Origin of the sequence: Aeromicrobium sp. CTD01-1L150, assembly GCF_041951745.1 — a bacterium.
Taxonomy (GTDB): domain Bacteria; phylum Actinomycetota; class Actinomycetes; order Propionibacteriales; family Nocardioidaceae; genus Aeromicrobium.
In genome coordinates this window covers 2,922,605-2,947,762 of the sequence record NZ_CP169555.1, presented here as the reverse complement: position 1 = coordinate 2,947,762, position 25,158 = coordinate 2,922,605, and the positions used below count along the sequence as shown (strand labels likewise).

32 protein-coding genes are annotated in these 25,158 nt (G+C 66.6%); 24 read left to right on the top strand and 8 right to left on the bottom strand.

All coding sequences use genetic code 11. The features are described from left to right. Window positions 1–99 precede the first annotated feature (99 nt). The 11 genes from ACEVFP_RS14570 (at window position 100) to ACEVFP_RS14520 (ending at window position 7,513) form a co-directional block, all read left to right on the top strand. Entirely contained in the window at window positions 100–501 is a 402-nt protein-coding gene (locus ACEVFP_RS14570) for a hypothetical protein (protein WP_375000169.1), read from the top strand. Between the two features lie 28 nt (window positions 502–529). Further along, window positions 530–1,105: a recombinase family protein gene (locus tag ACEVFP_RS14565; protein WP_375000168.1), complete on the top strand. Its 576-nt coding sequence runs from the start codon at window positions 530–532 to the stop codon at window positions 1,103–1,105. Between the two features lie 227 nt (window positions 1,106–1,332). Further along, complete coding sequence (locus ACEVFP_RS14560) at window positions 1,333–2,091, top strand: SOS response-associated peptidase (RefSeq protein ID WP_375000167.1); 759 nt, start codon at window positions 1,333–1,335, stop codon at window positions 2,089–2,091. Window positions 2,092–2,195: 104 nt separating this feature from the next. Beyond that, window positions 2,196–2,765 (top strand): hypothetical protein, encoded by a 570-nt coding sequence (locus ACEVFP_RS14555; RefSeq protein WP_375000166.1) that lies wholly within the window; start codon window positions 2,196–2,198, stop codon window positions 2,763–2,765. A gap of 25 nt (window positions 2,766–2,790) precedes the next feature. Beyond that, window positions 2,791–4,926, top strand: a complete 2,136-nt coding sequence (locus ACEVFP_RS14550; RefSeq protein ID WP_375000165.1) for a helicase-related protein — start codon at window positions 2,791–2,793, stop codon at window positions 4,924–4,926. Between the two features lie 69 nt (window positions 4,927–4,995). Then, complete coding sequence (locus tag ACEVFP_RS14545; protein WP_375000164.1) at window positions 4,996–5,829, top strand: HNH endonuclease family protein; 834 nt, start codon at window positions 4,996–4,998, stop codon at window positions 5,827–5,829. Window positions 5,830–5,887: 58 nt separating this feature from the next. Further along, on the top strand, window positions 5,888–6,283 hold the full coding sequence (locus ACEVFP_RS14540; RefSeq protein ID WP_375000163.1) for a hypothetical protein: 396 nt from the start codon (window positions 5,888–5,890) through the stop codon (window positions 6,281–6,283). A 274-nt stretch (window positions 6,284–6,557) separates the two neighbouring features. Further along, window positions 6,558–6,878, top strand: a complete 321-nt coding sequence (locus ACEVFP_RS14535; protein ID WP_375000162.1) for a hypothetical protein — start codon at window positions 6,558–6,560, stop codon at window positions 6,876–6,878. After that, window positions 6,871–7,026 (top strand): hypothetical protein, encoded by a 156-nt coding sequence (locus ACEVFP_RS14530; protein ID WP_375000161.1) that lies wholly within the window; start codon window positions 6,871–6,873, stop codon window positions 7,024–7,026. Before ACEVFP_RS14535 ends, ACEVFP_RS14530 begins: the two co-directional genes overlap by 8 nt. Next, window positions 7,023–7,190: a hypothetical protein gene (locus tag ACEVFP_RS14525; protein ID WP_375000160.1), complete on the top strand. Its 168-nt coding sequence runs from the start codon at window positions 7,023–7,025 to the stop codon at window positions 7,188–7,190. Before ACEVFP_RS14530 ends, ACEVFP_RS14525 begins: the two co-directional genes overlap by 4 nt. After that, window positions 7,187–7,513 (top strand): hypothetical protein, encoded by a 327-nt coding sequence (locus ACEVFP_RS14520; protein WP_375000159.1) that lies wholly within the window; start codon window positions 7,187–7,189, stop codon window positions 7,511–7,513. Before ACEVFP_RS14525 ends, ACEVFP_RS14520 begins: the two co-directional genes overlap by 4 nt. A gap of 115 nt (window positions 7,514–7,628) precedes the next feature. On the opposite strand, the gene ACEVFP_RS14515 is transcribed toward ACEVFP_RS14520, so the two are convergent. Continuing rightward, on the bottom strand, window positions 7,629–8,582 hold the full coding sequence (locus ACEVFP_RS14515) for an IS1595 family transposase (RefSeq protein WP_375003845.1): 954 nt from the start codon (window positions 8,580–8,582) through the stop codon (window positions 7,629–7,631). A 451-nt stretch (window positions 8,583–9,033) separates the two neighbouring features. Here ACEVFP_RS14515 and ACEVFP_RS14510 point away from each other — a divergent pair, with 451 nt between their 5' ends. From ACEVFP_RS14510 to ACEVFP_RS14455, 12 genes are all read left to right on the top strand, one after another. After that, window positions 9,034–9,240 carry a hypothetical protein gene (locus ACEVFP_RS14510; protein WP_375000158.1) on the top strand — a complete coding sequence of 69 codons (207 nt, stop codon included), beginning with the start codon at window positions 9,034–9,036 and terminating at the stop codon, window positions 9,238–9,240. A gap of 5 nt (window positions 9,241–9,245) precedes the next feature. After that, window positions 9,246–9,521, top strand: a complete 276-nt coding sequence (locus ACEVFP_RS14505; protein WP_375000157.1) for a hypothetical protein — start codon at window positions 9,246–9,248, stop codon at window positions 9,519–9,521. Beyond that, the gene (locus ACEVFP_RS14500; protein ID WP_375000156.1) at window positions 9,521–9,859 is read left to right on the top strand and encodes a hypothetical protein; all 339 of its coding nucleotides are present in this window, start codon (window positions 9,521–9,523) and stop codon (window positions 9,857–9,859) included. Before ACEVFP_RS14505 ends, ACEVFP_RS14500 begins: the two co-directional genes overlap by 1 nt. A 406-nt stretch (window positions 9,860–10,265) precedes the next feature. Next, window positions 10,266–11,237 carry a hypothetical protein gene (locus ACEVFP_RS14495; RefSeq protein WP_375000155.1) on the top strand — a complete coding sequence of 324 codons (972 nt, stop codon included), beginning with the start codon at window positions 10,266–10,268 and terminating at the stop codon, window positions 11,235–11,237. Window positions 11,238–11,317: 80 nt separating this feature from the next. Continuing rightward, a complete protein-coding gene (locus ACEVFP_RS14490) occupies window positions 11,318–11,647 on the top strand; it encodes a hypothetical protein (protein WP_375000154.1) in 330 nt (109 codons plus the stop codon). 43 nt (window positions 11,648–11,690) lie between these two features. Further along, window positions 11,691–12,158 carry a hypothetical protein gene (locus tag ACEVFP_RS14485; RefSeq protein WP_375000153.1) on the top strand — a complete coding sequence of 156 codons (468 nt, stop codon included), beginning with the start codon at window positions 11,691–11,693 and terminating at the stop codon, window positions 12,156–12,158. Beyond that, window positions 12,155–14,785, top strand: coding sequence for a hypothetical protein (locus ACEVFP_RS14480; protein WP_375000152.1), 2,631 nt, complete (start codon window positions 12,155–12,157; stop codon window positions 14,783–14,785). Before ACEVFP_RS14485 ends, ACEVFP_RS14480 begins: the two co-directional genes overlap by 4 nt. Next, entirely contained in the window at window positions 14,785–15,627 is an 843-nt protein-coding gene (locus ACEVFP_RS14475) for a hypothetical protein (RefSeq protein ID WP_375000151.1), read from the top strand. The genes ACEVFP_RS14480 and ACEVFP_RS14475 overlap by 1 nt, the downstream gene beginning before the upstream one ends. A gap of 169 nt (window positions 15,628–15,796) precedes the next feature. Continuing rightward, window positions 15,797–16,357: a hypothetical protein gene (locus ACEVFP_RS14470; RefSeq protein WP_375000150.1), complete on the top strand. Its 561-nt coding sequence runs from the start codon at window positions 15,797–15,799 to the stop codon at window positions 16,355–16,357. 474 nt (window positions 16,358–16,831) lie between these two features. Beyond that, window positions 16,832–17,104 carry a hypothetical protein gene (locus ACEVFP_RS14465; RefSeq protein WP_375000149.1) on the top strand — a complete coding sequence of 91 codons (273 nt, stop codon included), beginning with the start codon at window positions 16,832–16,834 and terminating at the stop codon, window positions 17,102–17,104. Next, window positions 17,097–17,489, top strand: coding sequence for a hypothetical protein (locus ACEVFP_RS14460; protein ID WP_375000148.1), 393 nt, complete (start codon window positions 17,097–17,099; stop codon window positions 17,487–17,489). The genes ACEVFP_RS14465 and ACEVFP_RS14460 overlap by 8 nt, the downstream gene beginning before the upstream one ends. After that, entirely contained in the window at window positions 17,486–17,674 is a 189-nt protein-coding gene (locus ACEVFP_RS14455; protein WP_375000147.1) for a hypothetical protein, read from the top strand. Before ACEVFP_RS14460 ends, ACEVFP_RS14455 begins: the two co-directional genes overlap by 4 nt. A 140-nt stretch (window positions 17,675–17,814) precedes the next feature. Here ACEVFP_RS14455 and ACEVFP_RS14450 read toward each other — a convergent pair whose 3' ends face one another. From ACEVFP_RS14450 to ACEVFP_RS14425, 6 genes are all read right to left on the bottom strand, one after another. Then, window positions 17,815–18,048: a hypothetical protein gene (locus tag ACEVFP_RS14450; RefSeq protein ID WP_375000146.1), complete on the bottom strand. Its 234-nt coding sequence runs from the start codon at window positions 18,046–18,048 to the stop codon at window positions 17,815–17,817. A 142-nt stretch (window positions 18,049–18,190) separates the two neighbouring features. Continuing rightward, window positions 18,191–19,201, bottom strand: coding sequence for an IS481 family transposase (locus ACEVFP_RS14445; RefSeq protein WP_375000145.1), 1,011 nt, complete (start codon window positions 19,199–19,201; stop codon window positions 18,191–18,193). 17 nt (window positions 19,202–19,218) lie between these two features. Further along, window positions 19,219–20,337 (bottom strand): hypothetical protein, encoded by a 1,119-nt coding sequence (locus ACEVFP_RS14440; RefSeq protein ID WP_374999681.1) that lies wholly within the window; start codon window positions 20,335–20,337, stop codon window positions 19,219–19,221. Between the two features lie 461 nt (window positions 20,338–20,798). Continuing rightward, entirely contained in the window at window positions 20,799–21,266 is a 468-nt protein-coding gene (locus ACEVFP_RS14435) for a methyltransferase family protein (protein ID WP_375000144.1), read from the bottom strand. Beyond that, window positions 21,263–23,185: a heavy metal translocating P-type ATPase gene (locus ACEVFP_RS14430; protein WP_375000143.1), complete on the bottom strand. Its 1,923-nt coding sequence runs from the start codon at window positions 23,183–23,185 to the stop codon at window positions 21,263–21,265. The genes ACEVFP_RS14435 and ACEVFP_RS14430 overlap by 4 nt, the downstream gene beginning before the upstream one ends. Further along, window positions 23,182–23,541: an ArsR/SmtB family transcription factor gene (locus ACEVFP_RS14425; RefSeq protein WP_375000142.1), complete on the bottom strand. Its 360-nt coding sequence runs from the start codon at window positions 23,539–23,541 to the stop codon at window positions 23,182–23,184. The genes ACEVFP_RS14430 and ACEVFP_RS14425 overlap by 4 nt, the downstream gene beginning before the upstream one ends. Window positions 23,542–23,660: 119 nt before the next feature. On the opposite strand from ACEVFP_RS14425, the gene ACEVFP_RS14420 reads away from it, so the two are divergent. Next, window positions 23,661–24,317 carry a DsbA family protein gene (locus tag ACEVFP_RS14420; RefSeq protein ID WP_375000141.1) on the top strand — a complete coding sequence of 219 codons (657 nt, stop codon included), beginning with the start codon at window positions 23,661–23,663 and terminating at the stop codon, window positions 24,315–24,317. Window positions 24,318–24,421: 104 nt separating this feature from the next. Here ACEVFP_RS14420 and ACEVFP_RS14415 read toward each other — a convergent pair whose 3' ends face one another. Next, the gene (locus tag ACEVFP_RS14415) at window positions 24,422–25,129 is read right to left on the bottom strand and encodes a TetR family transcriptional regulator (protein WP_375000140.1); all 708 of its coding nucleotides are present in this window, start codon (window positions 25,127–25,129) and stop codon (window positions 24,422–24,424) included. Window positions 25,130–25,158: the final 29 nt, after the last annotated feature.

Below are 25,158 nucleotides of genomic sequence, written 5' to 3'. Positions count from 1 at the left end.
AGCACTCAAACCCACAGTGGTGGACGAGCATGTCACGACCTGTCCGGTCGACGATCGTCTATCGGACACCGAGGTTCGGGCCCCGCGTACCTAGCAGGCATGAGCACCCCCACGCCTGCGCGGCGACCCAAGGGAAGCCCGACCGGTGGCCAGTTCTCAGCAGCGGACCATGCCGGCGACAGCATCAACCTCAGCGAGGACCTGGGTCCGCCGTCGACCACTGACCAGCCCAGGCCGCTGAGCGAGCACAGCGACCACGCCCCATCGATCGCCGCGCGCCTCGCCGAATACCAGGCGGGCGACTCCATCGACGTCGTTCGCGACGGCCGCACATGCACGTACACGGTCCAACGCACGCTCACGAGGGCCGACGGCGGCTTCGGATCGTCGGACCACGCGAGGCTAACGGTTGGTTTCGGTCCCGGGCGCTACAACTTCGAGATCACAGCCGCTCAGATCAAGGCTGGCTTCGTCGACGTCTTCGAGTCGCGAGCGCCATGATGTTTCGCCAGGCTCATAGGATCTCGACATGTTGATTGGCTACGCCCGAGTCTCCACCGCTGCGCAGGACCTCACCGTCCAGCAGAGGCGCTTGCTTGAGCTCGGCGTCACCGAGGACCGGATCTACGTCGACCACGGGCTGACGGGCACCAACCGAGCACGCCCCGGCCTGGAACAGGCGTTGGCGGCGTGCCGCGAAGGTGACCAGCTGGTCGTGCCCAAGCTCGACCGCCTCGCACGGTCCGTCCCCGATGCGCGCAGCATCTGCGATCAGCTGACCAGCGATGGCATCGTGCTGAACCTCGGAGGGTCTGTTCACGACCCCAAGGACCCAGTCGGCCGTCTGCTTTTCAACGCCCTCGCGATGGTCGCTGAGTTCGAAGCCGACCTCATCAAGCTCCGCACACGCGAGGGCATGGCACTCGCTCGTGAACGTGGCCGTCTCAAGGGACGCAAGCCCAAGCTGTCGCCGCGCCAGGAGGCCCACCTGGTCAAGCTCTTCAAGGAGGGTGAGCACTCGGTTGCCGAGCTCGCCGAGCTGTTCGGTGTCGCCAGGGCCACGGTCTACCGAGCTGTCGAACGATCGATGGAGTCCGGGGTCTAGCCCATCGAGTGATGGTTCGATCGGGGCCACTGTGCGAGGTTCGACCGGTGCCGCGTACCTAGTAGGTGAGGGGCACGCTCCCGGGCATGGTGCGCAGGGAGATCCTGCGACAGCGTTCGGTATTTCGCTCATGAAACACCCTGGAGCGTGGCTCCCTCAACTGGGCAGGAAGTCTCCCCATTCCGCCACAGACTGGTTCTGCGGGCAGCAGGTGGCACGCTGGTGGCATGTGCGGTCGATACGCCTCCACTCGCAGCCGCGGTGACCTCCTGAAGGACTTCGAGATCCTCGACGAGGCCACCGACGACAGGTCGGTCGAACCTGACTACAACGTGGCCCCCACCAAGGAGGCGCCGGTAGTCCTGAGCCGGCCACCACGAGACGCGAAGGACGCCGACCCCGTCCGGCAGCTGCGACACCTCACCTGGGGTCTCGTTCCCTCATGGAGCAAGGAAGCCAAGCTCGGCCGCATGATCAACGCGCGCGCCGAGACTGTGCACGAGCTGGCATCCTTCCGCAAGCCTTTCCGGTCACGTCGAGCCATCGTGCCGATCGCCGGCTTCTACGAGTGGATCCCCACCCAGAAGAAGACTCCGTCGGGCCGGAAGCAGAAGCAGCCGTTCTACTTGCACCCGAAGGTCGGGCAGACGCTCCCGCTCGCCGGTCTCTATGAGTTCTGGCGCGACAAGACCAGGGCCGACGACGACCTGGACCGCTGGCTGACGACCTTCACCATCATCACCACCGAAGCGACCGACGACGTCGGCCACGTTCACGACCGGATGCCGATGACCATCGACCCCGAGCACTGGGAAGCATGGCTCGACCCCCACAACGATGACGTCGACGCGGTGCGGGCTCTGATGGCCCCACCTCTGCCAGGCAGCTTGGAGATCTACCCCGTGAGCACGTTGGTCAGCAACGTACGCAACAACGGCCCAGAACTGCTCGAACCGCTACCGGTGGAACCAAAGGCCGGCGACTGACCTGAGTCAGATCTCGACCCAGTCGCAAAGCCCGCTTCATCCGAGAAGGCCGCCTCAACGTCACGATTTATGACTGGTCGACGCCCACTCGTATAGAGGGGCATGTGACGAACTCCAGCAAGAGCAAAGGTGACCGCGGCGAACGCGAAGCCGTCGCTGTCCTCAAGCACCTCAGCCCCCACCTGCTCGTCGACCGCCCCGACCGATTCCTCGGCGCCGGCCGCAAGGACGACGAAGGCGACCTGAGGGTCTTCCCCGACACCTCCGTGCAGGTCAAGGCATGGGGTATCTCCACGATCGGCACCGCCCTCCGATCGGCCGCCGCCGGCGCCGAACGCCAACGACTCAACGCTCGCTTCGATCTCGGCGTCGGCCTCGTGCCCATCCCGAGGGCTCGCAACGGAACCGTCAGGTGGCTGGCCGCCGTCCAGACCAGCTGTCAGTGGCCCACCCCAGTCATCGAGGACCCGGTCGAGTTCTCGATGATCTCGCGGCTGCTGGCCTGGCTGCGCGACGACGCCGGTCCCCACGGCTACCTCGCCATCCCACGTCACGAACGCATCGGGCTGCTGTGCGGCGGCAACAGCGCCACCGACATCTACGTCGCCCCTCTCGAGGCGTGGCTGGCGGCCTACGAGACCTACCGGCAGATCCCACTGCGCTCCACCGGCTGACATGGCCCGCCCGTATCGTGCGCGCTTGGCCGGCACGAAGACCAGCCCACATCTGGAGCTGGATTTCGGCCGAGGCGCCGTGCTGCCGCAAGGCCACCCGCGGGCCGGCGAGCTGGTCGTGGACTGGGTGCGACGGGCGCCAGGGCGAGAGTGGGACCGGACCCGGGGGATCTGGCTGCTGACTGCCACCGGTGCTGCTCGGCCACCCTCGCAGGTGCTGGCGCGCGCCGGCTTCGACATCGAGTACCCCGACGACGTCTTCACCCACGTCGACGATCTGTGGCCGCCCATCGCGCGGCTCTCGCGCGGCCGCCCGGGAGTCGCTCTCATCCGGCACCGCTTCGCCGGCTTCGATCGCGTCCGCACCCTTCTGCCGTCAGCCACCTGGGACAAGACCACCCAGCGGTTCGAGGTCGCGGTCACCGACCTCCTCGACGACCACCACGACGTCATCGACGGGCTGGTCATCGACGATGACACCCACTCGGCTGCGGTCGCCGCCGCACTTCGCACCATCGGCCCCGATGACGCCGACACCGCGTCGGCCGCCGCGGCTGCCGCGCTCTCGACCGGTATCGGGTCCGGTGAGGTCGACGTGAGTCGTCTGGTCGCCGAGGTCGGCGATGTCCCGGACTGGTTCGGCTTGAACCTGCGCCCCTACCAGCGGTTGGCCGCGCTCGCTGCGCTGTGCGGGCGAAACTTCATCGCCGATGATCCGGGCGCCGGCAAGACCAGGGCGGCTCTGGCGGCGGCGGCGATCAAGGGAGCCAGGCGGGTGTTGGTGGTCTCGCCGCCGGTGGCGGTCACCCACTGGGGTGTGGAAGCAGCCCAGTCCGGCATCACCGTCGAATCATCGAGTGATCCAGACCCAACGACGACACCGGAGCACGTGGCCTGTGTTCGGGCCGGACGCAAGGAACCGGAGCTGCCACCGGTCGGGGTGGCGGTGGTGCCGGACTCACTGTTGTCGAGCCGGCCGGCCTTGTTGAACCGACTCATCGACTGGCGCCCTGACGTCGTCATCGTCGATGAGTCGCACCGCTACCGCACCTGGATCAGCGCCCGCAGCAAGGCGATCCGATCTCTGTGTCTGTCGATGCCGCCGGAGACGTTGTGCCTGCCGATGACGGGGACGCCGATGTTCACCTCCCCGGCCGAGCTCGCCGCCCAGCTGGCCATCAGCGGGCACCTCGGGCCAGTGTTCGGTGGGTACGAGGCGTTCGTCGAGCAGACGTGCCGGACCGACAAGTTCGGCAACCTGCGCCCGCAGAAGCGCAAGCTCGGCTGGCTGCGCCGCGAGCTCGACTCGAAGGTGTGGGTGCGGCGCAAGAAAGCCGACATCCTTCCGGATCTGCCAGGCAAGTCACGCACCTCCAACTGGCTGGACGTCGACCTCGCGGCCTACCGTGCCTCCCACGCGGACGCACTGGAGACCGTCACCGAGTGGGTCGAGGACGTCGTGGCCGAGCACGGCTCGTACCCGACGTCGCGGCAGGTCGACGCCTACGTCAACGGCCGGATCGCCTTGGTCTCTCCGCTACGCAAGGCTGCCGGGTTGGCGAAGGTGCCAGCTGCCGTGGAGATGATCGAGAACTGGGTCGCCTCCAACGTCACCGACGGGACCGTCGTGGAGCCGCTGGTTGTGTGGGCCCACCACCGCGAGGCCGTCGCCGAGCTCGCCGCGGCCGCGATCGCCAAGGTCGGCGACGGCATGGTCGACGTGATCGACGGCGCCAGCTCCTCGACTGAACGGGGCAAGGCAGTGCAGGCATTCCAGGGCGGCCTCACGGCGGTACTGATCTGTTCGATCACCGCCGCCGGGGTCGGGGTCACCCTGACCCGCGGATCGACCCAGCTGTTCGTCGAGACCAGCTGGGACGTTCCTGAGGTCACCCAAGCCGAAGACCGCCAGGACCGCTTCGGACAACAGAACCACGTGCAGTGCCAGTACCTGCTGGCCACGGGCACCCTCGATGGCCGCATCTTCACTGTCCTGCAGGAGAAGTCCGAGGTGCTCACCCAGGCCGTAACTGGGTCCCAGACGATCATCGTCGATGGACTCGACGCCGACGTCTCGACCACGGCGGCCGAAGTCGTCCGCTCGGTCGTGGATGAGGCGATCGACCGCCACCAGGCGAAGGGCCGGCGGCGGGCCGCGTGAGCGGAGGGCCACCGGTGCCGCGTACCTAGAAGGCGACACCGCCCGAACCGTCAGGAGAGTGACCTCGAGATGCTGCCCAACTTTCGCCGCTTGATCATCGGCATCCCCGCCCTGGTGCTGCTGTGGGCGGTCTCGAACTCCCTCGGTGTCACAGCTGCACTCACGACCGCGCTCGGCCTGCCCGACCTGGACTACTTCGACGTCCCCGCCATCCCGCAGGTGGTTCACATCAACGAGGACGCCGAGTCGACCAACCTGGTCGACGGCCTGTTGTCGGCCGCCGAGGAACGCCTCGGAGGAGGCTCCGGGGAAGCTCTGGATGAGGACCGGGTCGCTGAAGCGATCACCCAGGCCGAAGCGCTGACCGTGAAGGGTCGGGCACCGAAGACCGGATACTCCCGAGAGGAGTTCGGAGCGACCTGGACCGACGCCGTCGACGTCGAACTCGGCCGCAACGGCTGCGACACCCGCAACGACATCCTCGGCCGCGACCTGGACCACGTCGAGCACAAGCCCGGTACCGGCGACTGCAAGGTCCTCACCGGCACACTTCAGGACCCATACACCGGCAACAGCATCGACTTCGTCCAGGGCAGGACGTCCTCCCAGGCGGTGCAGATCGACCATCTCGTCGCCCTGTCGGACGCCTGGCAGAAGGGCGCCCAGCAGTGGCCTCAGGAGAAGCGGACCGAACTGGCCAACGATCCGGCGAACCTCCTCGCAGTCGACGGACCGACGAACTCGTCCAAGGGTGACGCCGACGTCGCGACCTGGCTGCCGCCCAACAAGCCCCACAGGTGTGAGTACGTCGCCCAGGTCGTCGGCGTGAAGGCCGCATACGACATCTGGGTCACCCAGGCCGAGCAGGACGCGATGATCCGCGTCCTGAGCACCACTTGCTGAGCGAAAGGGCTCTGGTGGACGCCATGACTGACGTCCCCATCCAGGCATAGGGGAGAACATGGCCGACTTTCGCGAGCTCCAGACGCCAACGGGGATACCTGCCCTGGCGCAGGCGGCTTCCCTCGCGTTGGCGGTCTTCGAGCACGCACGCGTCACCAGCTGGGACGAGCTCGGCGAGGCGGTGCGCTCCGGCGTCGCCCAGGCGTGCCTGTCGTCGCTTGTCATCGAGCCCGATCAGGCTGAGCTCATGAACCAGCACGCGGCCGTCCTGCGGCTCATCCGGCACAAGCCGCTGGTGACGGTCGCGGTCTGCCCAAAGTGTGAACGATGGGTGCTGGTCGCCGGCTCCGTCCCGACGTCCTGCAAGGCGCGGTGGGGGTGTGACGGGTCACCGGTGAAGGCCTCCAAGGCCAAGCGACCCGTTATCGAGAAGACGAAGAGCGCCTCCCCGTGAACGGGGCCACTGTGCAGAGTCGCGGGCATGCCGCCTACCTGGAAGGCATGAGCACCGACCCTGCCGCGAGCGACTCCGAGAATCGGTCCATCTTTGGGCCGATCATGGCTGAGTATGTGCGCTCCGAACGGCCGACGATTACCGAAGCCGAGTACGACGCTCTCGACGATGGGGAGCGGCCATGTGGCGTCACCCGCCCCGGGACCCTCGGGTATCAGCGGTGCTGGCGTGTCCAGGGCCACGCGCCCCCGCACTTGGCGCAGGACGGAGAGGCATGGACAGTGCCGACCGATTCGGAGTCAGGTCGATGATGCGCCGCGGCAACTACTACGCCACCGCCAACACCCGGCGCTCCGACGGCGTACGTCAGGACCACCAGACTGCGCGTCAGGCGCGCACGCTCGCCGCGGCGTGCCGGTCGGTCGATGCCTTCGACCATGCCGAGCGCACCGGTCAGGGCTTCGTGCAGCTCTGGGTAGAGCTCGAGCAGCGTCGCTACGTCGTAGCCGAGCGCGACGAGGCCGGCAACTGGTGGGCGCTCTCTCCATATGGCGGCAGCCTGCGCGCGATCGATCAGGAGGGGTCCAATGGATGAGGCGACGTGCTCCTACTGCGGCGCTGCGGCCGTCTTCACGGGAGGACGCGACCCGGTTGACGGGATGCTCGACGGCGATCACTACTGCCAGGAGCACCAATACCGGGCCCCCGTCGCGACGGTCCTGATCACCAAGGACGACCGATGAAGCGCCCAACGGTTCGGCAGATCGAGACGGCTCGGCACGTGCTGATGTGGCAGTCCGAGTCGAGCAGTGATGGTCGGTTGCGCGATGCCATCGGTCTCGTGCGGTTCGAGTGGGGCGAGGAACTGGACCGCCGCGAATCGACCGATTCGGAGGCGGATCGATGACCGTCCCCTTGTCCCGCCGTCGAGCGTCCGCGCGCGCCGCCGCGCGGCAGCAGCAGCGCGAGATCGACGCCACTTTGGCTGAGCTGCAGGCCGAGCGCGACGCCGAGTATGAGCAGGTCAAAGCTGCTCGCAAGGCAGCTCGCGAGGCCGAGGCTGACCGACCAAAGCTCACTGCGGATGACGTGCGCGGCCACGTCGCCGTCCGTGACGAGTTCGGCTGGCATCGCATCGTCCGCGTCAACGCGAAATCTGTCACCGTCGAAACGCCGTACTCGTGGACTGACCGGATCCCGCTAAGCAGGGTGCTGGAGGCGAGGTCGTGAACGGGTCGATGCACGACAACTGAGACGAGCTCGAACCGACCGATTCGGGGGACGGCACGTTATGACACGATCGAACACACGTCCTGCCTCTCTGCTTGAGTGCAGTAGGTGTGTTTCAGCCGTGTGTGAGCTCCTTCAGAGGGTGCGGGTCGGTCTCGACGGCCTGCTGGAGTAGGCGGTAGAAGAGCATGCCGCGGGCGCGGGAGTTGCGCCGGTTGAAGCGGAAGGTGAACTCGTCGAGGTAGTAGGGCAGGTGTCGGTTGCTGAGCCCCTGGTGCAGCGTGCCGGCTGTCCAGCGCTTGAGTAGCGAGGAGACGAGGTGGGGTCCGGGAGTGACGGCATCGATGTTCTCCACGCGGCGGCTGCGCTCAGTGCTGGGCGTAGCCTGGTGCCCATAGCCCAGCGTCGTGAGCCGGATGAACGGGGCGGCGCCGTCGGTGTGGACCATCGTGCCCGGGACAATCACTTCTTGGGCGAAGTCGATCATGTCGAGTCCGCCGGAGCGTTGCGCCACCTCGAGCCTGACCCGGCCCAGGTGACCGGCTGCGGTGCGTTCCACGGCGATCGTGATCGGGACCTTGTCGCTCGCGCCCCCCAGTTTGCCTGCGCTTTTGCCTCCGAGGAAGCTCTGGTCGAGTTCGACGCTCACTGGCATGCCGCGGCGGTCCACACCACCCAACTGATCGCGTCCGGGCCGGACCATCGCCCGTCGCAGCTTGTGCAGCCACGCCCAGGCAGTCTCATAGGACCCGAACCCCACGGCGTCCTGAAGGCCCTGCGCTGAGATGCCGTTCTTCTGCGACGTGATCATCCAGATCGCCCCGAACCACGTCGACAGCGGCGTGTGAGAGCGGTGGAAGATCGTCCCGGCCGTCGCCGAGGTCTTCACCGCGCAGTCGCGGCACATCCGCAGCCCTCGACCCGTCATCCAGCACTCATCGTGACCGCACCGCGGACACTCAAACCCAGACGGCCACCGAAGAGCGGCCAGATACTCACGACAGTCCACATCATCGTCGAACCAGGACCCGAACTCCTGATACGTGCGGGGATAGTCAACGCCTCCCACCGGCCACTGCGCAGACATGAAATCAGACTACTGCACTCAAGCAGAGACGCAGGACACACGTTCTACTATCTCCAGATGGGGGCGAACCCGCCGAAGCGCGACGCGTGGCCACGGCCTCGCACGACCAGACACGTCTGGTACCGCCGTCGCGGCACACCCGACGTGTTTCTCCCCGTCCAGGCGCTGGTGTTGGAGTGGCGTCTACACGGCACCCGCTGGCGTGCTCTGGTCGTGTTCGTCGACACGGTTGGGCGTGATCGGGCGACGGTGCAGCGGTGGGCGCATGAGGACGAGTTGTGTCCGGTGTGGTCTGATCCGAACGTCTTCACCACCTACCCACGACGTTGAGTTGGGGCTGCTCCTGTGCGGACCACCGTCGGTGCCGCGTACCTAGAAGACAACAACGCGATCAGCGACATGAACTCGACCAGCGCCGCACAGGAGCAGACCGATGGCCAACCGCATCGAATGGGCCCACACCAGCCAAGGCTTCGACTACACCGGCACCCCCGGTGACTACGCCTACGACGGCAGCCACAACGACGGACCGGCCGTCTCACTTGGTGAGGGCGTGGTGCTGGAGGCCGACTCGGTTCCCGAGTTGCTGGGGTTCCTGAACAGCATCGTCACCAGCATCAACGACCAGCAGGAGAGGTGACCATCGTGTGCGAGCACCTCATCATCACCACCCTGGGAGGGGATGCCACTGGCACCGAGGCCGTCGTCACCGCCGGCACTGATGAGCTGGCGCTGCGAGCGAACGGCTACCCCGACGCCACTGTCCACATCGTCACCGTCGATGAGGTCGCGGCGCGACTGCACTGGCTTTACGGCGGGGATCGCGTCGCCGGGTGGGACGACCTGAGCGAGGATCGACGCCGGGTGTTCCGTGACAACGCCGCCGAGATCCTGATCTCTGAGCACCAGAGGGCCCTGTGATGACGAGCCGCGAGCAGCACGAGGACCAGGTCCGCGACCTGGCGACCATGCTGGCCAAGGCCGTGGACGACGCCGACTCGTGCGACGGCGGCTACGACGACCGCTGTCGCGAGCAGTGGGAGGCAGGCGCACGCGCAGCACTGGCCTGGTTCTCTGCGCGCACACTTCTGCGGATGTCCCCGTCTCTGCTCGACAGTGGACGTCTGGCCTCGGTCATCGAATCCAGCGGCCACCTGCCGGCCCACCCGAGCGACCAGGTCAACGTGTGGAACGCCCAGGGCATCGCCGACGCGGTGATCGCTCACCGGGCGGAGGCCCCCGATGATCCCGCAGTCTGAGCCAGTGGCGATCCGCCGGCCCGAGCGCGGCAAGGCTCACCGCTCCACCCTGCACCCGAACGCCCCGCAGGAGTACGCCGGCCTCACCGCCTGCGGACGGCCCGCGACACCGATGACCGAGCAGATACCCCTCGCCCAGACGGACCCAGCGGATCGGTGCACCCGCTGCTGGACCGACAGGACGCGAGACTGACGCACCGCTCCACGGAACCCCTGCCGAGAAATCTCGCCTCCAGGTGTCCCAGATCCGGGATCGACCGACACCTCTACCTCAATGAGGGGGCCGAACACCGGCCCCACCAGCAGTGGAGGCGGTCCTGCCATGGCGGACCACGAGACCCCCGACCCAGGCGCTACTGCACCCGAGCATCCACAGTTGCCCGGCGGCCCCGCGTACCTAGCAGACATGACGGCAGCACAAGCCAGGGAAGCAGCTCGCCAGGGCGACGGACGGTTCGGCCTTCAGGAGCACGCCGACGACGACCTTGACTCCCTGCACGACGAGACCGCGACGAGCTCGCTGAGCCCCGAAGAGCTCATGACGACAGCCCAACGCTCAGCCCGCATCTGGTGGAGCCGGCAGTCGGGCCCCGTTGGCCATGCCGGGATGGACGTCGACGATGTGGCATCCGAGGCAGTCGTCGCCCTGCTGCAGCAGCGCGAGCGAGGAGCTGACATCGAGTACGAGAAGGCGTTCGTGGACAGGATCGCCAAGATCGCACCAACCACCGGGCCCGGTTCCGTCGATCGACGAGCACGCGCAATGTTCCGCGACCGCATCGCAGGTTTCGAGCAGGAGCATCACCGGCATCCGACGCGGCTGGAGCGCAGTGACATCGCCGACGACATCCGCGCCGGCTGGCACGATCCCCGCCACCGCCCGTCAGTCGGGTTCGAGGACGAGACCCGTCAGGTGTGGTTCGAGGACTACGACCGCCCGGCGGAGGCATCAGCCGCCCGTCAGGCGCCGGCTGCCGGCGAGACCGTCAACCATGGGATCGAGGGCGCCCTGGATCAGCTGGAGGATTCCGACGGGTCCTGCCAGGGCAAGTTCACCGCCCGACGGGAGGCCTGGGACACCCTCGCCACTGCCACCGGCGCACCGCCGGCACGACCGAGGTCGATGCGGGTGCACCACGCGACTGCGGCCCGCAAGCAGATCAAGGCCGCCGGCGGTGCTGCCCGGGTCGCGGCCGACTGGGACGCCGGGCGTGATGATGCCACGACGGAGGCGCTGTTCGCGCCCTTCGGTGGCTCGGAGCTGGACGGCACCGGCCGCGAACGTGTGGTCGAGCTGTTGACCCGTCACCAGGCCTACGCCGAGGAGTTGTGGGCCGCGGCTGTCCGCACCAGCGAGAACCGCACCAGAGCCAGCTGACGAATGTGGCGCATGTTCCCCGGTAGAGGCGATCACACCCGGCACCGCCTCGCGTCGAGCAGCAGGACGAGGGGAACATCATGAAGGCAGCATCAGGGGACAGCATCAACCTCCGAGGCGGATGGGACCAGCTCTGGTCCGCACTGCGGGCCGCATCCGGCTTCGAGCAGGTCCTCAGCCTGGCCACGATCGTCGGCGTGATGCTGGTCGTCGTCGCGTTCATCGGCTGGCTGTGGAAGCGCAAGCGCTCCAACGGTTTCAGCGGCGCCGGAAGCGACTCCGGCGGCATCTGGATCGCCATGATCATCGGCGCCGTGTTGGCCGCGCCAGGGCTGCTCTTCCCCATCGTGCTCACGATCTTCGACGTCATCGTGAACGCCGGCATCTCCATCTGGAATCAGACCGCCTGAGACGGCGGCCGCGTCCGCGGCCGCACGGGGTCGGGAGGCCACCATGCTGCTCTACAACCTGACGATGATGACGGGCAAGGAAGCCATGTCCTCGGGCAAGGTCGTTATCGGCGTCTTCGACATCAACAAGCGGGCCTGGTATCTGTTCGCTGCGACCTTGCCTATCTCGGTGATCATGGCGGCGCTGGCGTGGTTGTTCGTCGGCGAGTACGCGATCATCGCCGCCCCGGCAACCTCCGCCCTCATTTTGTGGATGTTCCACTTCCGCTCCACCAAGGGCCTGCGGCTGCGGCACTACCGCACCTTCATGGATCACCGTCGTGCCGCGGTCGGTGTGCCGATGCTGGCCAACAGGCCCATCGACGTCGCCGAGCAGCTCAGCTACCGCACCATGCAGTCCACCGCTGCCTACGGGGCCAGCGACCGGACGCGCGAGCGGTCGGAGTCCTCAGCTGAAGCGGACGCCCCACCAGGGGCGGTCAGTTCGATGATCGACGGGGTCTTCCGATGAGCATCGCTCGTCTCCAGCAGCGCTTCGGACCGGCGATGAGCTCCGTCATCCTGGCGGTGCTGATCGTGCTCGTGCCAGCTAGCGCTACTGCCTCAACGGAGGCGGCCGAACGCGAAGCAGCGGCGACGGTCCCGGCTGCATCGGCATTGCCGTCGTCTCTGGCCGTGTCGGCGACACCCGATGACGGTCCCGACGCTCACCGCCCGGCGACCCCAGGGGTGTGCACGGCTGAGTCCAAGGACGGCACTAGCACCGCGCTTCCGGTCAACCGGTGGACCCAGGGCATGTCGCTGCACTCGCGTCTGCACGGGTCGTTTTGGAAGGACACCGGCGAGAAGCTGCAGCGCGACGTGCAGATGCAGGCCATGTTCGGGTTCGGCAACGCGATCATGTCCGGCACCGCCGGGATGGTCGAGGGAGCCACTGCATTCTGCCCGTTGGATACGTTCGGCGGCGTCGCCGACGGCGCGGCCAAGTCCATCGGGACCGCGATCACCGTCAGCAACAACTCGATCGTCCTCACCACGATCCTGTCAGCGACCGCCCTGGTCGTCTTGTTCAGCCTGTTTCGACAAGGTGGGCAGCCAGGGGCGGTTCGATCGCTCCTGGCCAAGGCGCTGATCATCGCCGCCATGGGCGTGATGGTCGCTGGTGCCTCGCAGACGACTGGAGGAGAGCCTGGCGGCGGGGAGTTCAAGCCTGGCACCGGGTCGCCGGGCTGGATCGCGCAGACCGTCGACTCGACGATCTCCCAGCTCGCTGCCAAGCCCGCCGCCGCTCTGTCGACCCAGCTGTACGACTCCAACAACATCCTCTCGGTCACCCCGTCACGCAACGCCGCCGGCGAACCGGTTGAACCGACCCCGCTGTCGTGCGCCAGCTATGTCCGCTCGCTGCACGAGCAGTACCGCTCCTCCTACGGCACCGCAACCGACGCCGACACGCCCGCCATGGCACCGGCGTCACTGTCGACGATGTGGGAGATGACCGGGCTGCGGTCCTGGACCGTAGCCCAGACCGGAGCGCAGAACGGACACGGCCAGTACATGTACTGCCGGATCCTGGAGTCGAACGTCTCCGCTCCCGTCGACGCCCCGAACGCAGGGGCCAACCGGGACTCGGGCAACGTGCAGACCACCCCGGCAACCGTCAGGCAGACGCTCGCGTCCGTCACCGACGGACGGGACGACACCACCGTTGGTGACGGGTTCGACGAGACGATCAGCACCGAAGCGCTGCGGTCCCTGGCGCTGCAGTCCAGCGACGACAACAAGAAGCGCGACCGCGCCTACGTCGGCTGGGCAACCTGCCGACTGGTGGACAACAATCCGCTGAACTTCGACAACCCCAACGGCTGGCAGATCAACGGGTCGAGACAGCAGCTGATCGACAACTTCGACGGTTCCCAAGCGTCGTCGGAGTGCCACAAGCTGTTCAACCAGCCCGACTACTCCGGGGACTACTTCGACTGGGACGAGGCCGACGACCACATCAAGTCCGCCGACCTGACTCCTGGGGCCCGCGACTTCCTGCGCACCCTGCACGGCACCTCGAACTCCTCGGGAATCGCCGCGGCGTTCATCTACGTACTCGCAGCCTTCTGCATCGGAGCGGTCTTCGGCGGCATGGCGATCGCGATCTTCGTGGCCAAGCTCGCCACGCTGGGGATCTCACTGTCGATCTTCTTCATCCTCGCCTGGCTTCTGCTGCCCGCTTCGGACGCCACGAAACTGGGCAAGGTCGCCAAGGTCTACCTGGGATTGAGCTTGTTCGCGTTCGGCGCCCAGGTCATCTTGAGCATCATCGTGCTGATGACGATGGTGTTCATCACGATCGGCATGGCGATCTCGGCCAACACAATCGTGCAGATGGTCTGGGCCGGGGGCGCACCGATCGTCGCGGTTCTGTCGCTGCACCTCCTGTTTAAGCAGCTGAAGGTTCCCAGCCCGATGACACCGTCGGGTGCGATGTCGTACGGGCGGATGGCGGTCTCCGGTGGACTGGGGGCGGCCGCGGGGGCCGGGGCGATGGATCTGGCGAACCGTGGCCGCTCGGCCAAGCTCGGCCGCCGCGCCAAGGGCCTCGACCGCGGCATGTTCGCGCGGAAGAAGAACGCTGGTGAGAACGCCGGGGACGGCTCGCAGAGGATGCGTCCGGACGGTCAGCAGCCGGGCGGGGCTGCCGGCGGTGAGGGCGATGAGCTCGCGAAGGCTCGTGAGTGGGCTCAGTCCAGTGATGTGGACACCGGGGCGAAGCACCGTCAGGACGAGGCTCGGGCGCAGCGCAAGGCTGCGATCAGCTCTCGGGCGAAGACGGTGAAGGCTCGTGCAGCGAAGGGTGTGAAGGTCGCCGGCGTGGCGACGGGTGTCGGCCTGGCTGCGGTGGGCACCGGTGGATTGGGCCTGGGCGCGGTGGCGGCGGCCGGTGGTGTTGCGGCGGCGGCGCACAGCGTGAAGAAGTCACGGGCGACCAAGGAGCAGCAGCGCATCGATGCGGATGTGTTGTCGCAGTATCAGCGGCACCGGGCTGCGGCTGAGGCGGCCGAGTCTCAGCGGGAGAAGGTGCTGGTGGTGGACGCGTCAGGTGGGCCGAGTGAGTCCAAGCGCGGACCCAGTGAGGACCGCTGATGCCCGAGATCCAGCCCCGCGTGCAGATGGGCCGCCCCGAGGGCGGGCAGTTCTCGGTGGCTGAGCGCGAGGCAGACGCCCTAGAGTCTCTGGACATGGACGCCGACGGCACGTTCTTCTTCCCACCCCGGCTGAGAACCCCGGACGAGGTGGTCGAGTTCTGGACTCAGGTGCGGGTACCCGACGTCGCGCTCCGGAGAGTCCGCACCGCGAACCTCCTCGCCTACGAGCACATCGTGGAGAACTGGCCAGTGGCCGACTGGGAGGACGAGTACCGCGGGCAGTGGCTGGAGCGTCACCCGGAGCCGGACAAGCCTGGCCTCATGGCTGGCAAGAACCATCCGCGTCGTGTGTGGGAGGCCGAGCTCGAGGCAGAACGTGAGCGAGTGATCGTCGAACGGCGCGAATTCTGGGCTGGGCTTCGTGGGGAGATCCCCGCGGGCGACGAGCGCACTCTCGTGCGTGTGATCGGGATGTATCGAAGTGGCCGCAGCGAGGATTTCAGCGAGCCCCAGATGGAGGAGATCCGAAGTATCCAGGTCGAGACCAGTGATGGCTCGAAGACCGCGACGGAGTTCGCACGCCAGTACCCAGCATTCCGGTCCATCAATCATCGCCCGATGTTCCTGGAGATGCAGCCCGAGGACGACCCGGCCGTGCTAGGTGCCAGGATCCAGTCGCTCGAAGAGATGGACCGCTCCATTTCCGGCCAAGTCGACGGTGTCGCACGCCAGATCGAGGGGCTCGGTCACTTCATCGACACTGTCGACCGCGTCAACAACGCCCAGTCGCCCCGTGAGGTCAAGAAGATCGCGAAGGACGCCGAGCGGCGCAACAGCTAGCCTCGTCACGATTCAACATCGCGACGACCCGTACGCGCCAAGAGCGCCTCGACCTTGTCGATCCGGCCATGAGAGGAACCACGTGGGTCAAGCCGAGCGACGGATACTCTCTGGCGCGTATCAGCGAAGCGGTGACCGGTCCGTCGCATTCCTTGATGAATCGATCCGCATGCCTGAAGAGGACGGCCCGTCGTACTACATCCTCGCCGCTGTACAGGTTCACCCGTTGGACCTTGAAGGCATGCGAGAAGAGGCCGAGGACGTCGTCGGCGGGTCCTTCTGGCACACCACGGAGGAAATCCGGACCGAGCGGGGACGCGAACGAGCGCACGAGTTCCTGACCGTTCTCGGCACCGGCGCCGAACCCTGCATCGTTGCCCTCGCCAGCCGAGTGAGAGCCGACGACGTTGATGCCGAGGCCGCCAGGCGAGACTGCTTCCGAACTCTGCTGCCAGCCCTGCAGAATGGCGGTCCCGGCTGGTCGCCCACGCGACTTGCCGTGCTCGAACAACGCCGAACACGCGCCATGCGCAACCGCGATGCCGCAACCCACAAACTGCTTGTGAGTGACGGAACTATCTCTCGCCACTTCCAACTGCTGCAAGCATCCCCAGCGGACGAGCACCTGCTCTGGCTGCCCGACCTCGTCGCTTCAGCGGTACGGCGGGACCACGCTCACCGCGACCGATCGTATGTCGAGCACATCAAGCACAACCTGACGATCCTCTAGCAAGAAGCAACCCCCTGCTGCCGCAGCTACACAGGGGGCCAGGCTGACTGTTGCGGCATGACCCGGAAGAGCCAGCGCCTTGCTTGACACCTACGATACACGACCGCGGACCCTCAGCCCAAGCTCGCAGCGTTGAAGTGCGATCGAAGCGTGGCTGGTTGAGAAGTTCCTCGAGCCCGGTGAGGGTGCCGGCATCGATTGCCGGTCCTGAGCAGACTATTGCCCCGGGAGTCCGGACAGGGTCCGAATAGTCACCGGGGCATTACGGGACTCATCGTAGTTGGCCACGGTCCGCGATCAAGTTCGGTTCGCTCCGAGGCCGCCGGTGACGAAGGCGGAGCCTCGCCGGATTCGTGAACGGACCGCACTGATCCATCTGCTCATCGTGGCAGGGAGGACGGACACCGTGAGCGAAGTCGGAGTCGTGCCGCGTACCTAGAAGGTGACGAACCCGTAGGCAGCATCGGAGGACGCATGAGCGACCGAGTTCAAGACGACACCGCGGCACTCAGACGGAACCTTCTCCTGCGCCTCGGTGTCAAGGGATTCGTGTTGTCAGCGGTCGGGATCGGCTTGGTCTGGACGGAGAACGTCGTTGCGGCCCTGGTCGGTTCGGCGTTGTTCGTCGCTGGCTCTTTGCTATTCGCCGCCGTCGTCTTCTGGACCCCGTTGGTCATCTTCAGCCTGTGGGAACGAAAGACTGACACCCGTCGGCGGATGTCGGCCGAGGAGAAGCACGATGGGTGACTTCCCCTGGACCGAGTTCGTGATGTCGCCCGGCTTCGGTGGTCTCGCCGCCGTGGTCGCCGCCACGATCGCCTACGTCGGGGTCCACAAGACCGTGAAGTCCCGCCGTGCCGCCGACCGGAAGGCTCAGTGGTGGGACCGTGCCCGCTGGGCGCTCGACCTCACGCTCTACGACGGCTCCGAACACCGCGAGGTCGGCTACAGCGTCTTGGAAGCACTGGGTCAGAGCGAGTACGCGGCAGAGCACGAAACGGACCTGATCGACGCCGCGCTCGACCGCACTCTCGACGCCTACGCCGCCCAAGACGAAGCCGACGAACCTGGCTCCAGCCCGGAGGCTGAGGCACAATGGACACCAGAGGACGACGACGGAGCAGACTCATGACCGCAAGCCAGACGCCGCAGCACAGCAGCGTGAACGGCCACGCCTCAAGCCGGTCGTCCGAGAACGACCGCCGGATCACCAAGCGCGAGGCCATTGCCGCCGCGCGAGCGAAGGTCGCCATCGACAAGCGAAGAGGCCGGACCTCGGAGCCCTGGATTGTCGAACTTGCCAGCGAAGGACGCTAGATCCGCCCCGGCACGTTGAGCGGACGCTTGGACCTCGAGAGTCGGTCGCCTGGACTGTTTGAGCGGCTGGACGGGGTCCAGTCGATTCGCGGTGGAGCAATCTTTCGCCGCGACGATGCCCCCGAGCGGCGGGCGAACGGCTAGGACGCCGGACGGGGACGCCACTCAAAGGGTTCGTGGCTGGCCCAGAAGCCGACGAACGCGGCTGAGAAGAGTGCAAGCGCGCCGTACTGGTAATCGATGGCCAAAACCAGGATCGTGCTGCCGGCGGCGAACAGCCCTTCCTTGGCGTAGCGCGCGATGGGATGTCGCAGCCACCAGCCACCGATCAAGCCGGCGACGATAGCGTGGGTGAGAGTCAGTGCGACGAGCATAGATGCCACCTCCTGTGATCCATGCTCGCAGCGGCGGGTGGGGCTAATCCAGTCAAACCGGCCGCTGATTCAGTGCCTGTCGGGTAGCCCCCGGCTCACAAGCGGTGTCGCTGCGCAACGAAGACTGCGCAGAATCTCCGGGCTAGATGTATGAGGCCATGACGTTGTTGACGCGTGTCGGTGCTGCAGAGGCAGGCGGTTGCGCGTCGTGAGCGCCGTGGGGACGGTGATAGTTGTAGTGCCGGTTCCACGTTTCCAGCGCGGCAGCGCGTTCTGCTTCCGAGCGCCAGATGCGCGCGTAGAGGAACTCTTCAGCGAGGATCCGGTTGTAGCGCTCGACTTTGCCGTTGTGTCGAGGCGTGTATGGCGTGATGCGCTGGTGTCGGCTGGTCCCGACCGCTTCGCGGAAGGCAGCAGATCGGTAGCAGGAACCGTTGTCAGTCACGACGCGCTCGATCCGGGTGATGCCGTGCTTAGCGAACCAGGCTCTGGCCCGCCCGAAGAACGCGACGGCAGTGACGGCCCTCTCATCCGGTAACGCTTCTGTGTAAGCGAGTCGGGTGTGTCCGTCGATGGCGGAATGCAGGTAGATGTACCCGGTCCTGGCACCGCGGGTCTTCGTGCGGGCGACAGCCTTGGCCTTCTCGCTGCCTTTGCCGTGCACACGCCACCCGCCGCCGTCGGGGATGCGCCCGACCTTCTTCACGTCCAGATGCACCATGTGGCCGGGACGTTTGGCGTTGATCCTTTGCGGCTCCCGGTTCGTCTCGCCGTTCGGGTCGATAAACTTCCGTCGATTCAGGCCCAGCTGTGCGAGGAGCCGGGTGATGGTGCGACGGCTCACCGGTGTTCCTGCCTGCTCGAGCTCGAACGCAATACGGGACGCCGACCATTTGTGTTCCCGCCGCATCGACTCGATCTGCTGCACGAGGCAGCCAGGCGTTGCAGATGGCTGTCGGGCCGGAGAAGATGAGCGGTCCAGTAGGCCGGTCTTCCCGAATCGCTTGTATCTGTTGACCCATTTCGAGGCGGTTGCGCGGGAGATCCCCATCTCGGCGGCCACGTGGGAGATAGGGCGGGTGCGGCAGCGTTCGATCAGGCGGCGTCGGCCTTCGGGTGAGAGGGGAGCGTTGGCATGCGTAGGCGAGGTCATGGCTGCTCTCAGCGATCTCAGATCAGCTCCATCACCGGGCCTTCATGCACGGCCTCGTAGATCACGTTGCGGATCACGTTGGCCTCTTCCGAGGTCAGGGTGCGGTCGATGGGGCGCAGCATGATCCGGATCAGGAGATTGACTTGTCTTTCCAGAGTGCCGAGCCTAGAGCGCGCGGCCTCGGGTAGTCCCTCGTGGGGTGTGCGGCTGAGAATCTCGAGAGACTCGATGACGTCGGCGTTATCTCCGAGGGCGACGCGGATGCGGTCACCAAGCGTCTCCTCGTCCTCTTGTGCATCCACGACGACTGAAATGTCGCGCCGGGCCGCAGGCAGAAGTGAAACGTGCTGCCATGGATCCAGGGTGAGCATCTGGGTTGCTATGCGCGGGTCTTCTGCCCGGAGATAGCGGATGTCAGGGATGCCCTTGCGCAGCATGAGTGCACGTTCAAGGCCCATACCGAGAGCCAGGCCGGACCATCGCTCGGGGTCGAGGCCCGATCCGCGCAGCACCTCGGGATGGATGCGGCCGCACTCGGCGAGCTCAAGCCATTCGTCGTCGTGGAGCACGTCGATCTGCCTACCACCGACGGTGTATGGGTGCGCCACGTCTGTTGTTCTCCACTGCGCATCCGGAAGGACTGCCTCGACCAAGTGGCCGATCATCGTGAGCATGTCCTCGTCATCGGTATCCGGAGTGCTACGGATGCGCCACAAGTCCACCTGGTGGGGTTCCCCCACGTGGGTGCGATCGACGGCGTCGCGACGGTAGACGAGGCCGGGCACCACGAGTAACTCATCCACCTCGGACATCCCCGCATAGTCCTCAAGGACGCGCGGGAGTTCGGCACTCATATGACTGCGAAGCATCACTGCAGGGCTGATGTAACGGGTGTACCGGCGAGCCCGAGTAACATCATCCGGGTCGTAACCGAGGCGGTCGTAGTTGTCCCGAACAGGAACGACCGGCGAGCTGCGCACATACCGGAGGGAGCTGTCCCACTCGGGCTGCAAACGGTCGATGACCGATTGCAGCAATGTCAGGATGGCGTGAGGCCCCTGGTCGGGATCGGTGAGGTCGCGCACGTTGAGAGCGCGATAGAGCTGGTCGGAAGTCAGATAGTCGGCGTGCGACATGCGAAGGTCTCCAAGAAGATGGCAGGTAGGTGAAGGACGAGAAAATTCCCCCGGCCGTACCTGCGGAGACCTACTGCGCTACGACTGCGCGTCGAAGACCCCGCGGCCATATCCCGGCCGGGGGTCTTGAAATCGCTGCTGCATCCGCATGACACCAGTGTAGCTGCGCGACCAGCCACCCGCGAGAAACGTCAACAACCTCCTGGCCAGCAACAGCTAGATTGCACAGATCGGGGTGATCGGTGGTTGGTGTGCAGTTTGCGGTGCACACCCCACAGCGGCCACCGGCTACGCGGGTGCTTGAGTCAGGCGTCGCTTGAAGCCGCACCAGGGTGAGCGTTGCCGACAGATGTTCGCTGGCAGCGGATCGCGCCGTCCTTCGATGGTGGCTGCGCTTCGCTTCTACTCCCCATGCCCGGCTGGTTTCAGGCGCAGCGCAGGACCAGAGACCAGTGCGAGTGTTATCGCTGCCGCGGTGTGCGAGGTCGTCCGATCCAGCGGGGCACCGCGTTCCGGTAGGCGGTGAACTGCTTGGGGAACCTGTCGGTGAGGTGGACTTCCTCCATCGGGATCTGGATGCGGTCGATCCAGGCTGTGAAGGCCACCGCCGGGACGAGCGCGCCGATCGATCGTCGTGCTGCCGCGTGGGACAGGAGCATGCCGGCCATGCCGACGTACATCGGGTTGCGGGACAGGGCGTTCGGACCGCCGGTGACCAGGGCGTCGGACGTGACGCCCTGACGAGGGTCGACCGTGGTCCCGGCCCGTCGGAAGGCACGCGCTGATCCGACGAGCAGGGCCACGGACGGCACCGCCACGGCAGCCGCCGCGATCCGTGAACCGCGGGTGGAGCGACGTCCGCGCGCGATGGCCGCCTGGCTCGCTCCAGCGACCAGGGCAAGCGCCAAGGGCGGGATCGGGCGCATCATCGGGCCCTCGCCTGCGCCCGGGTGCGACTCACTCCGCGAGCGCGGATGCCATTGCCGATGACGATGACCTCGGCGATCTCGTGGACCAGGACGACGGCGGCGAGGCCGAGGACGCCGAAGAGGGCCAGTGGTAGGAGCACGATGATGATCAGCAGCGAGAGGATGATGTTCTGGTTGATGATGCGGCGTCCTCGGCGGGCGTGGTCGAACGCTCGTGGGATGAGTCGCAGGTCGTGGCCGGTGAAGGCGACGTCAGCGGACTCGATCGCCGCGTCCGAGCCGGTCGCGCCCATGGCGATGCCGATGTCGGAGGCCGCGAGGGCGGGTGCATCGTTGATGCCGTCGCCGATCATCGCCACGGAGGTTGTGTGGGTGAGCTCGGTGATCGCAGCGGCCTTGTCCTCGGGTCGCAGCTCGGCGCGAACGTCGGTGATTCCGGCCTGGGCGGCGAGAGCGTGGGCGGTGCGGGTGTTGTCGCCGGTGAGCATGGTGATGCCGATGCCCTGACTGGTCAGGGTGCGCACGACCTCGGGCACCTCGGGACGCAGTTCGTCGCGCACCCCGATCGCCCCGACCGGTGTGTTGTCGCGGTGCACGATCACCACGGTCATGCCCTGGCTCTCCAGGCTGGCGACCTGATCTGTCAGGGTGCCGGACTCCAGCCAGCGTGGGCTGCCGACGGTGACGGTGGTCCCGTGGATGTGGCCCTGGATGCCGTGGCCGGCCAGTTCGCTCACCTTCGTTGCTGCGGGAGCATCCGGCGAGGCGGTGGCGATCGCGGCGGCGAGGGGGTGGGTGCTGTGCTGCTCCAGGGCTGCCGCCCAGCCCAGCACGTCGTCCTGAGTATTTTCGGCGGTGGTGAGGATGGCGGTGACGGTGGGCTCGTTGCGGGTCAGGGTGCCGGTCTTGTCGACGGCGACGTGGCGCACGCCGCCGAAGCGCTCGAAGATCGCGCCGGACTTGATGATCACACCGAACCTGCTGGCCGATCCGATCGCCGCGACGACGGTGATCGGCACCGAGATGGCCAGCGCGCATGGCGATGCCGCGACCAGGACCACCAGGGCGCGGGTGATCCAGAGCTCCGGGTCTCCGAACAGGGAGCCGAGCAGCGCGACCAGGATGGCCAGGATCAGCACGCCCGGCACGAGCGGTCGCGCGATTCGGTCGGCCAGCCTGGCCCGGTCGCCCTTGTCGGCCTGGGCCTGCTCGACCAGCTCCACGATCGTGGTCAGCGAGTTGTCGGTCCCGGCCGCGGTGGCCTCGACCTCCAGTGCGCCGACGGTGTTGATCGCACCGGCAGAGACGGCCTCACCGGGTTCGACCTCGACCGGGATCGACTCGCCGGTGATCGCGGAAGTATCTAGACTGCTGAGCCCGGAGCGCACGATCCCATCGGTCGCGATCCGCTCACCAGGCCGCACCAGCATCAACTGACCGGCGGTCAGCTCCTGGGCGGCGACCTGCCTCGAGGCGCCATCGACCAGGACCGTCGCGGTCTCGGGCACGAGCTTCAACAGCGCACGCAGGCCTCCTCTGGCCCGGTCCATGGCCTTGTCCTCCAGCGCCTCGGCAATGGAGTACAAGAACGCCAGCGCGGCCGCTTCCTCCACATAGCCAAGGATCACCGCGCCGACCGCGCTGATCGTCATCAGCAGACTGATGCCGAGCTTGCCCTGCGTGAACAGCGTGCGGATCGCGCCCGGTACGAAGGTCGACCCACCCAGCAGCAGGCCGATCCAGAACAGCCCCAGAGCAGGGGTCTCGACCCCGGACCACTCGCAGATCAGACCGGCAAGCAACGCGATCCCGGAGAACACCGGGACCAGCACCTCACGATCCTTCCACCACGGCCCATCGAGATCGTCGTCCTCATGGAGGTCGACCTCATTGACCTGCGGCCCAGAGACCGCGCTCACGCGTCGGCTCCCGTCTCGCAGCAACCCGGAACCGAGCAGCCAGGATCGATGCACTCCGCGCTCTCATCAACCGCGAGCGTCACGTCGACCAACGCATTCAACGCCGCCGCCAGATGCGGGTCAGCGATCTCATAGCGCGTCTGCCGGCCTTCCGGTTCGGCGACCACGATCCCGCAATCCCGCAGACACGTCAGATGGTTCGACACGTTCGAGCGCGTCAGCTCCAATTGCCGAGACAACACCGCCGGATAGCTCGGCCCCTCCAACAGGACCATCAAGATCCGCGAACGCGACGGATCAGCCATCGCCCGACCCAGCCGGTTCATCACATCAAGACGAGAAGCAATAGTCAGCATATACTGACCATACAGTGATCACTGACTAATGGCCAGGCCGGGCGCATTGTGCCGCTGGGTACCTTGAAGACGCCAGCCACAACCCACCCTCCACCGACAGCGATGTGAAGGACCACGCGATGACCACCAGCAACAGCACCAGGAACCTCGGCGTGACTGCGGCCGTCGTGGGGGTCGTCGTGGCGATCCTTGCGGGGTTCGCCATCGCACAGACGATGAGCGACTCCGACGGTGACGGCGGTGAGCAGCAGGTGGTGACGGACGAGAGCCACCGGCTGGACGAGGTGCCGGATGCCAAGGCGACGCTGGTGGAGTTCCTGGACTTCGAGTGCGAGGCGTGCGGCGCCGCGTACCCGTTCATCGAGGATCTGCGCGAGCGGTACGACGGTGAGCTGGAGTTCGTCGTCCGCTACTTCCCGCTGGAGGGGCACGCCAACTCTCGCAACGCCGCCCACGCGGTGGAGGCCGCCGCGCGCCAGGGTGAGCTGGAGGCGATGTACCAGCGGATGTTCGACACGCAGGCCGAGTGGGGCGAGCAGCAGGAGTCCCAGGCGCCGTTGTTCCGTTCTTGGGCCGAGGAGCTGGGTCTGGACATGGGGCAGTACGACCGGGACGTCGACAGCGACGACGTCGCCGAGCGCGTCGAGCGGGACTTCCGGGACGGCTCGGAGCTCGACGTCACCGGGACGCCCACCTTCTTCCTCAATGGCGAGAGGCTCGAGCCGCAGTCCGAGCAGGACTTCTACGACGCCATCGACGCCGCACTCGAGGACTGAGCGGTCTTGGTGTGTGCTGTGCTCGAGCCCAGCACCGTTGAAGGTCTGGCCGAGGACCTCGCTCGAGGAGCCGCGTGCACGGCCCGGTGCCCGTGGTGATCCAGTCAGTCGTGCGCGGTGCCGTGGGAGGTCACGCCTGCGATGGCGATCTCGGTGGCGTGGGCTGCTGCCGCTCGGATCTGTTGGCGGGAGTGTCCTTGTCTTGCGGATTCGTAGAGCGCTCCGATGAGTGCTCCGACGACCGACCCGACCATGCCGGCTGCTTCTACTCGACTCACCTGGGTTGGATATGCCTCATGCAGGGCGTGGGCGAGGTGGGTCTGCGCTTCGAGGGTATGAAGCAGGGCGCGTGACAAGAGATCCGTGTCGCCGACGATCAGTTGCTGCCTCAAGGTGCCTGCCGCGGGATCCTCATCGTGCTCCGGCGCCAGGAGTGTGCCGATGGCTTTCTGTAGTGCGCTGGCGACGGGTGAGCTCTCGGCGTGCGTCGCGATCGTCTCGCACGCTGCGGTGACCCGTTCCCGGGGGTCGGCGAACAGGACGTCTGCCTTGCTCGGGAAGTAGCTGAAGAACGTCTTGGTCGACACCTCGGCGGCCTCCGCGATCTCGGCGACGGTGGTCGCGGAGTAGCCCTGCTCGCCGAACAGGTGCAGAGCCTGCAGCGCTCGTTGGACCTGCTGCGCACCGCGCTGCACTGCAGACACGGCGACATCGCTGACTGCCCGCAGCTCGCCGCCGTCCTGGAACAGGACGTTGTCGAGGGATCCGCCGGCACCTGAGCGGTAGGCGTGACGGGTTCGGGGCCTGCGCATCCTTGCCGTGGTCGTTCAGGGTGGCCATG

Coding starts and splice junctions, on each gene's coding strand:
- ACEVFP_RS14570 (WP_375000169.1), top strand. CDS start 100: ATGAGCACCCCCACGCCTGCGCGGCGACCCAAGGGAAGCCCGACCGGT.
- ACEVFP_RS14565 (WP_375000168.1), top strand. CDS start 530: ATGTTGATTGGCTACGCCCGAGTCTCCACCGCTGCGCAGGACCTCACC.
- ACEVFP_RS14560 (WP_375000167.1), top strand. CDS start 1,333: ATGTGCGGTCGATACGCCTCCACTCGCAGCCGCGGTGACCTCCTGAAG.
- ACEVFP_RS14545 (WP_375000164.1), top strand. CDS start 4,996: ATGCTGCCCAACTTTCGCCGCTTGATCATCGGCATCCCCGCCCTGGTG.
- ACEVFP_RS14540 (WP_375000163.1), top strand. CDS start 5,888: ATGGCCGACTTTCGCGAGCTCCAGACGCCAACGGGGATACCTGCCCTG.
- ACEVFP_RS14535 (WP_375000162.1), top strand. CDS start 6,558: ATGGACAGTGCCGACCGATTCGGAGTCAGGTCGATGATGCGCCGCGGC.
- ACEVFP_RS14530 (WP_375000161.1), top strand. CDS start 6,871: ATGGATGAGGCGACGTGCTCCTACTGCGGCGCTGCGGCCGTCTTCACG.
- ACEVFP_RS14525 (WP_375000160.1), top strand. CDS start 7,023: ATGAAGCGCCCAACGGTTCGGCAGATCGAGACGGCTCGGCACGTGCTG.
- ACEVFP_RS14520 (WP_375000159.1), top strand. CDS start 7,187: ATGACCGTCCCCTTGTCCCGCCGTCGAGCGTCCGCGCGCGCCGCCGCG.
- ACEVFP_RS14510 (WP_375000158.1), top strand. CDS start 9,034: ATGGCCAACCGCATCGAATGGGCCCACACCAGCCAAGGCTTCGACTAC.
- ACEVFP_RS14500 (WP_375000156.1), top strand. CDS start 9,521: ATGACGAGCCGCGAGCAGCACGAGGACCAGGTCCGCGACCTGGCGACC.
- ACEVFP_RS14495 (WP_375000155.1), top strand. CDS start 10,266: ATGACGGCAGCACAAGCCAGGGAAGCAGCTCGCCAGGGCGACGGACGG.
- ACEVFP_RS14490 (WP_375000154.1), top strand. CDS start 11,318: ATGAAGGCAGCATCAGGGGACAGCATCAACCTCCGAGGCGGATGGGAC.
- ACEVFP_RS14485 (WP_375000153.1), top strand. CDS start 11,691: ATGCTGCTCTACAACCTGACGATGATGACGGGCAAGGAAGCCATGTCC.
- ACEVFP_RS14480 (WP_375000152.1), top strand. CDS start 12,155: ATGAGCATCGCTCGTCTCCAGCAGCGCTTCGGACCGGCGATGAGCTCC.
- ACEVFP_RS14475 (WP_375000151.1), top strand. CDS start 14,785: ATGCCCGAGATCCAGCCCCGCGTGCAGATGGGCCGCCCCGAGGGCGGG.
- ACEVFP_RS14470 (WP_375000150.1), top strand. CDS start 15,797: ATGCCTGAAGAGGACGGCCCGTCGTACTACATCCTCGCCGCTGTACAG.
- ACEVFP_RS14465 (WP_375000149.1), top strand. CDS start 16,832: ATGAGCGACCGAGTTCAAGACGACACCGCGGCACTCAGACGGAACCTT.
- ACEVFP_RS14460 (WP_375000148.1), top strand. CDS start 17,097: ATGGGTGACTTCCCCTGGACCGAGTTCGTGATGTCGCCCGGCTTCGGT.
- ACEVFP_RS14455 (WP_375000147.1), top strand. CDS start 17,486: ATGACCGCAAGCCAGACGCCGCAGCACAGCAGCGTGAACGGCCACGCC.
- ACEVFP_RS14450 (WP_375000146.1), bottom strand. CDS start 18,048: ATGCTCGTCGCACTGACTCTCACCCACGCTATCGTCGCCGGCTTGATC.
- ACEVFP_RS14445 (WP_375000145.1), bottom strand. CDS start 19,201: ATGACCTCGCCTACGCATGCCAACGCTCCCCTCTCACCCGAAGGCCGA.
- ACEVFP_RS14440 (WP_374999681.1), bottom strand. CDS start 20,337: ATGTCGCACGCCGACTATCTGACTTCCGACCAGCTCTATCGCGCTCTC.
- ACEVFP_RS14435 (WP_375000144.1), bottom strand. CDS start 21,266: ATGATGCGCCCGATCCCGCCCTTGGCGCTTGCCCTGGTCGCTGGAGCG.
- ACEVFP_RS14425 (WP_375000142.1), bottom strand. CDS start 23,541: ATGCTGACTATTGCTTCTCGTCTTGATGTGATGAACCGGCTGGGTCGG.
- ACEVFP_RS14420 (WP_375000141.1), top strand. CDS start 23,661: ATGACCACCAGCAACAGCACCAGGAACCTCGGCGTGACTGCGGCCGTC.
- ACEVFP_RS14415 (WP_375000140.1), bottom strand. CDS start 25,129: ATGCGCAGGCCCCGAACCCGTCACGCCTACCGCTCAGGTGCCGGCGGA.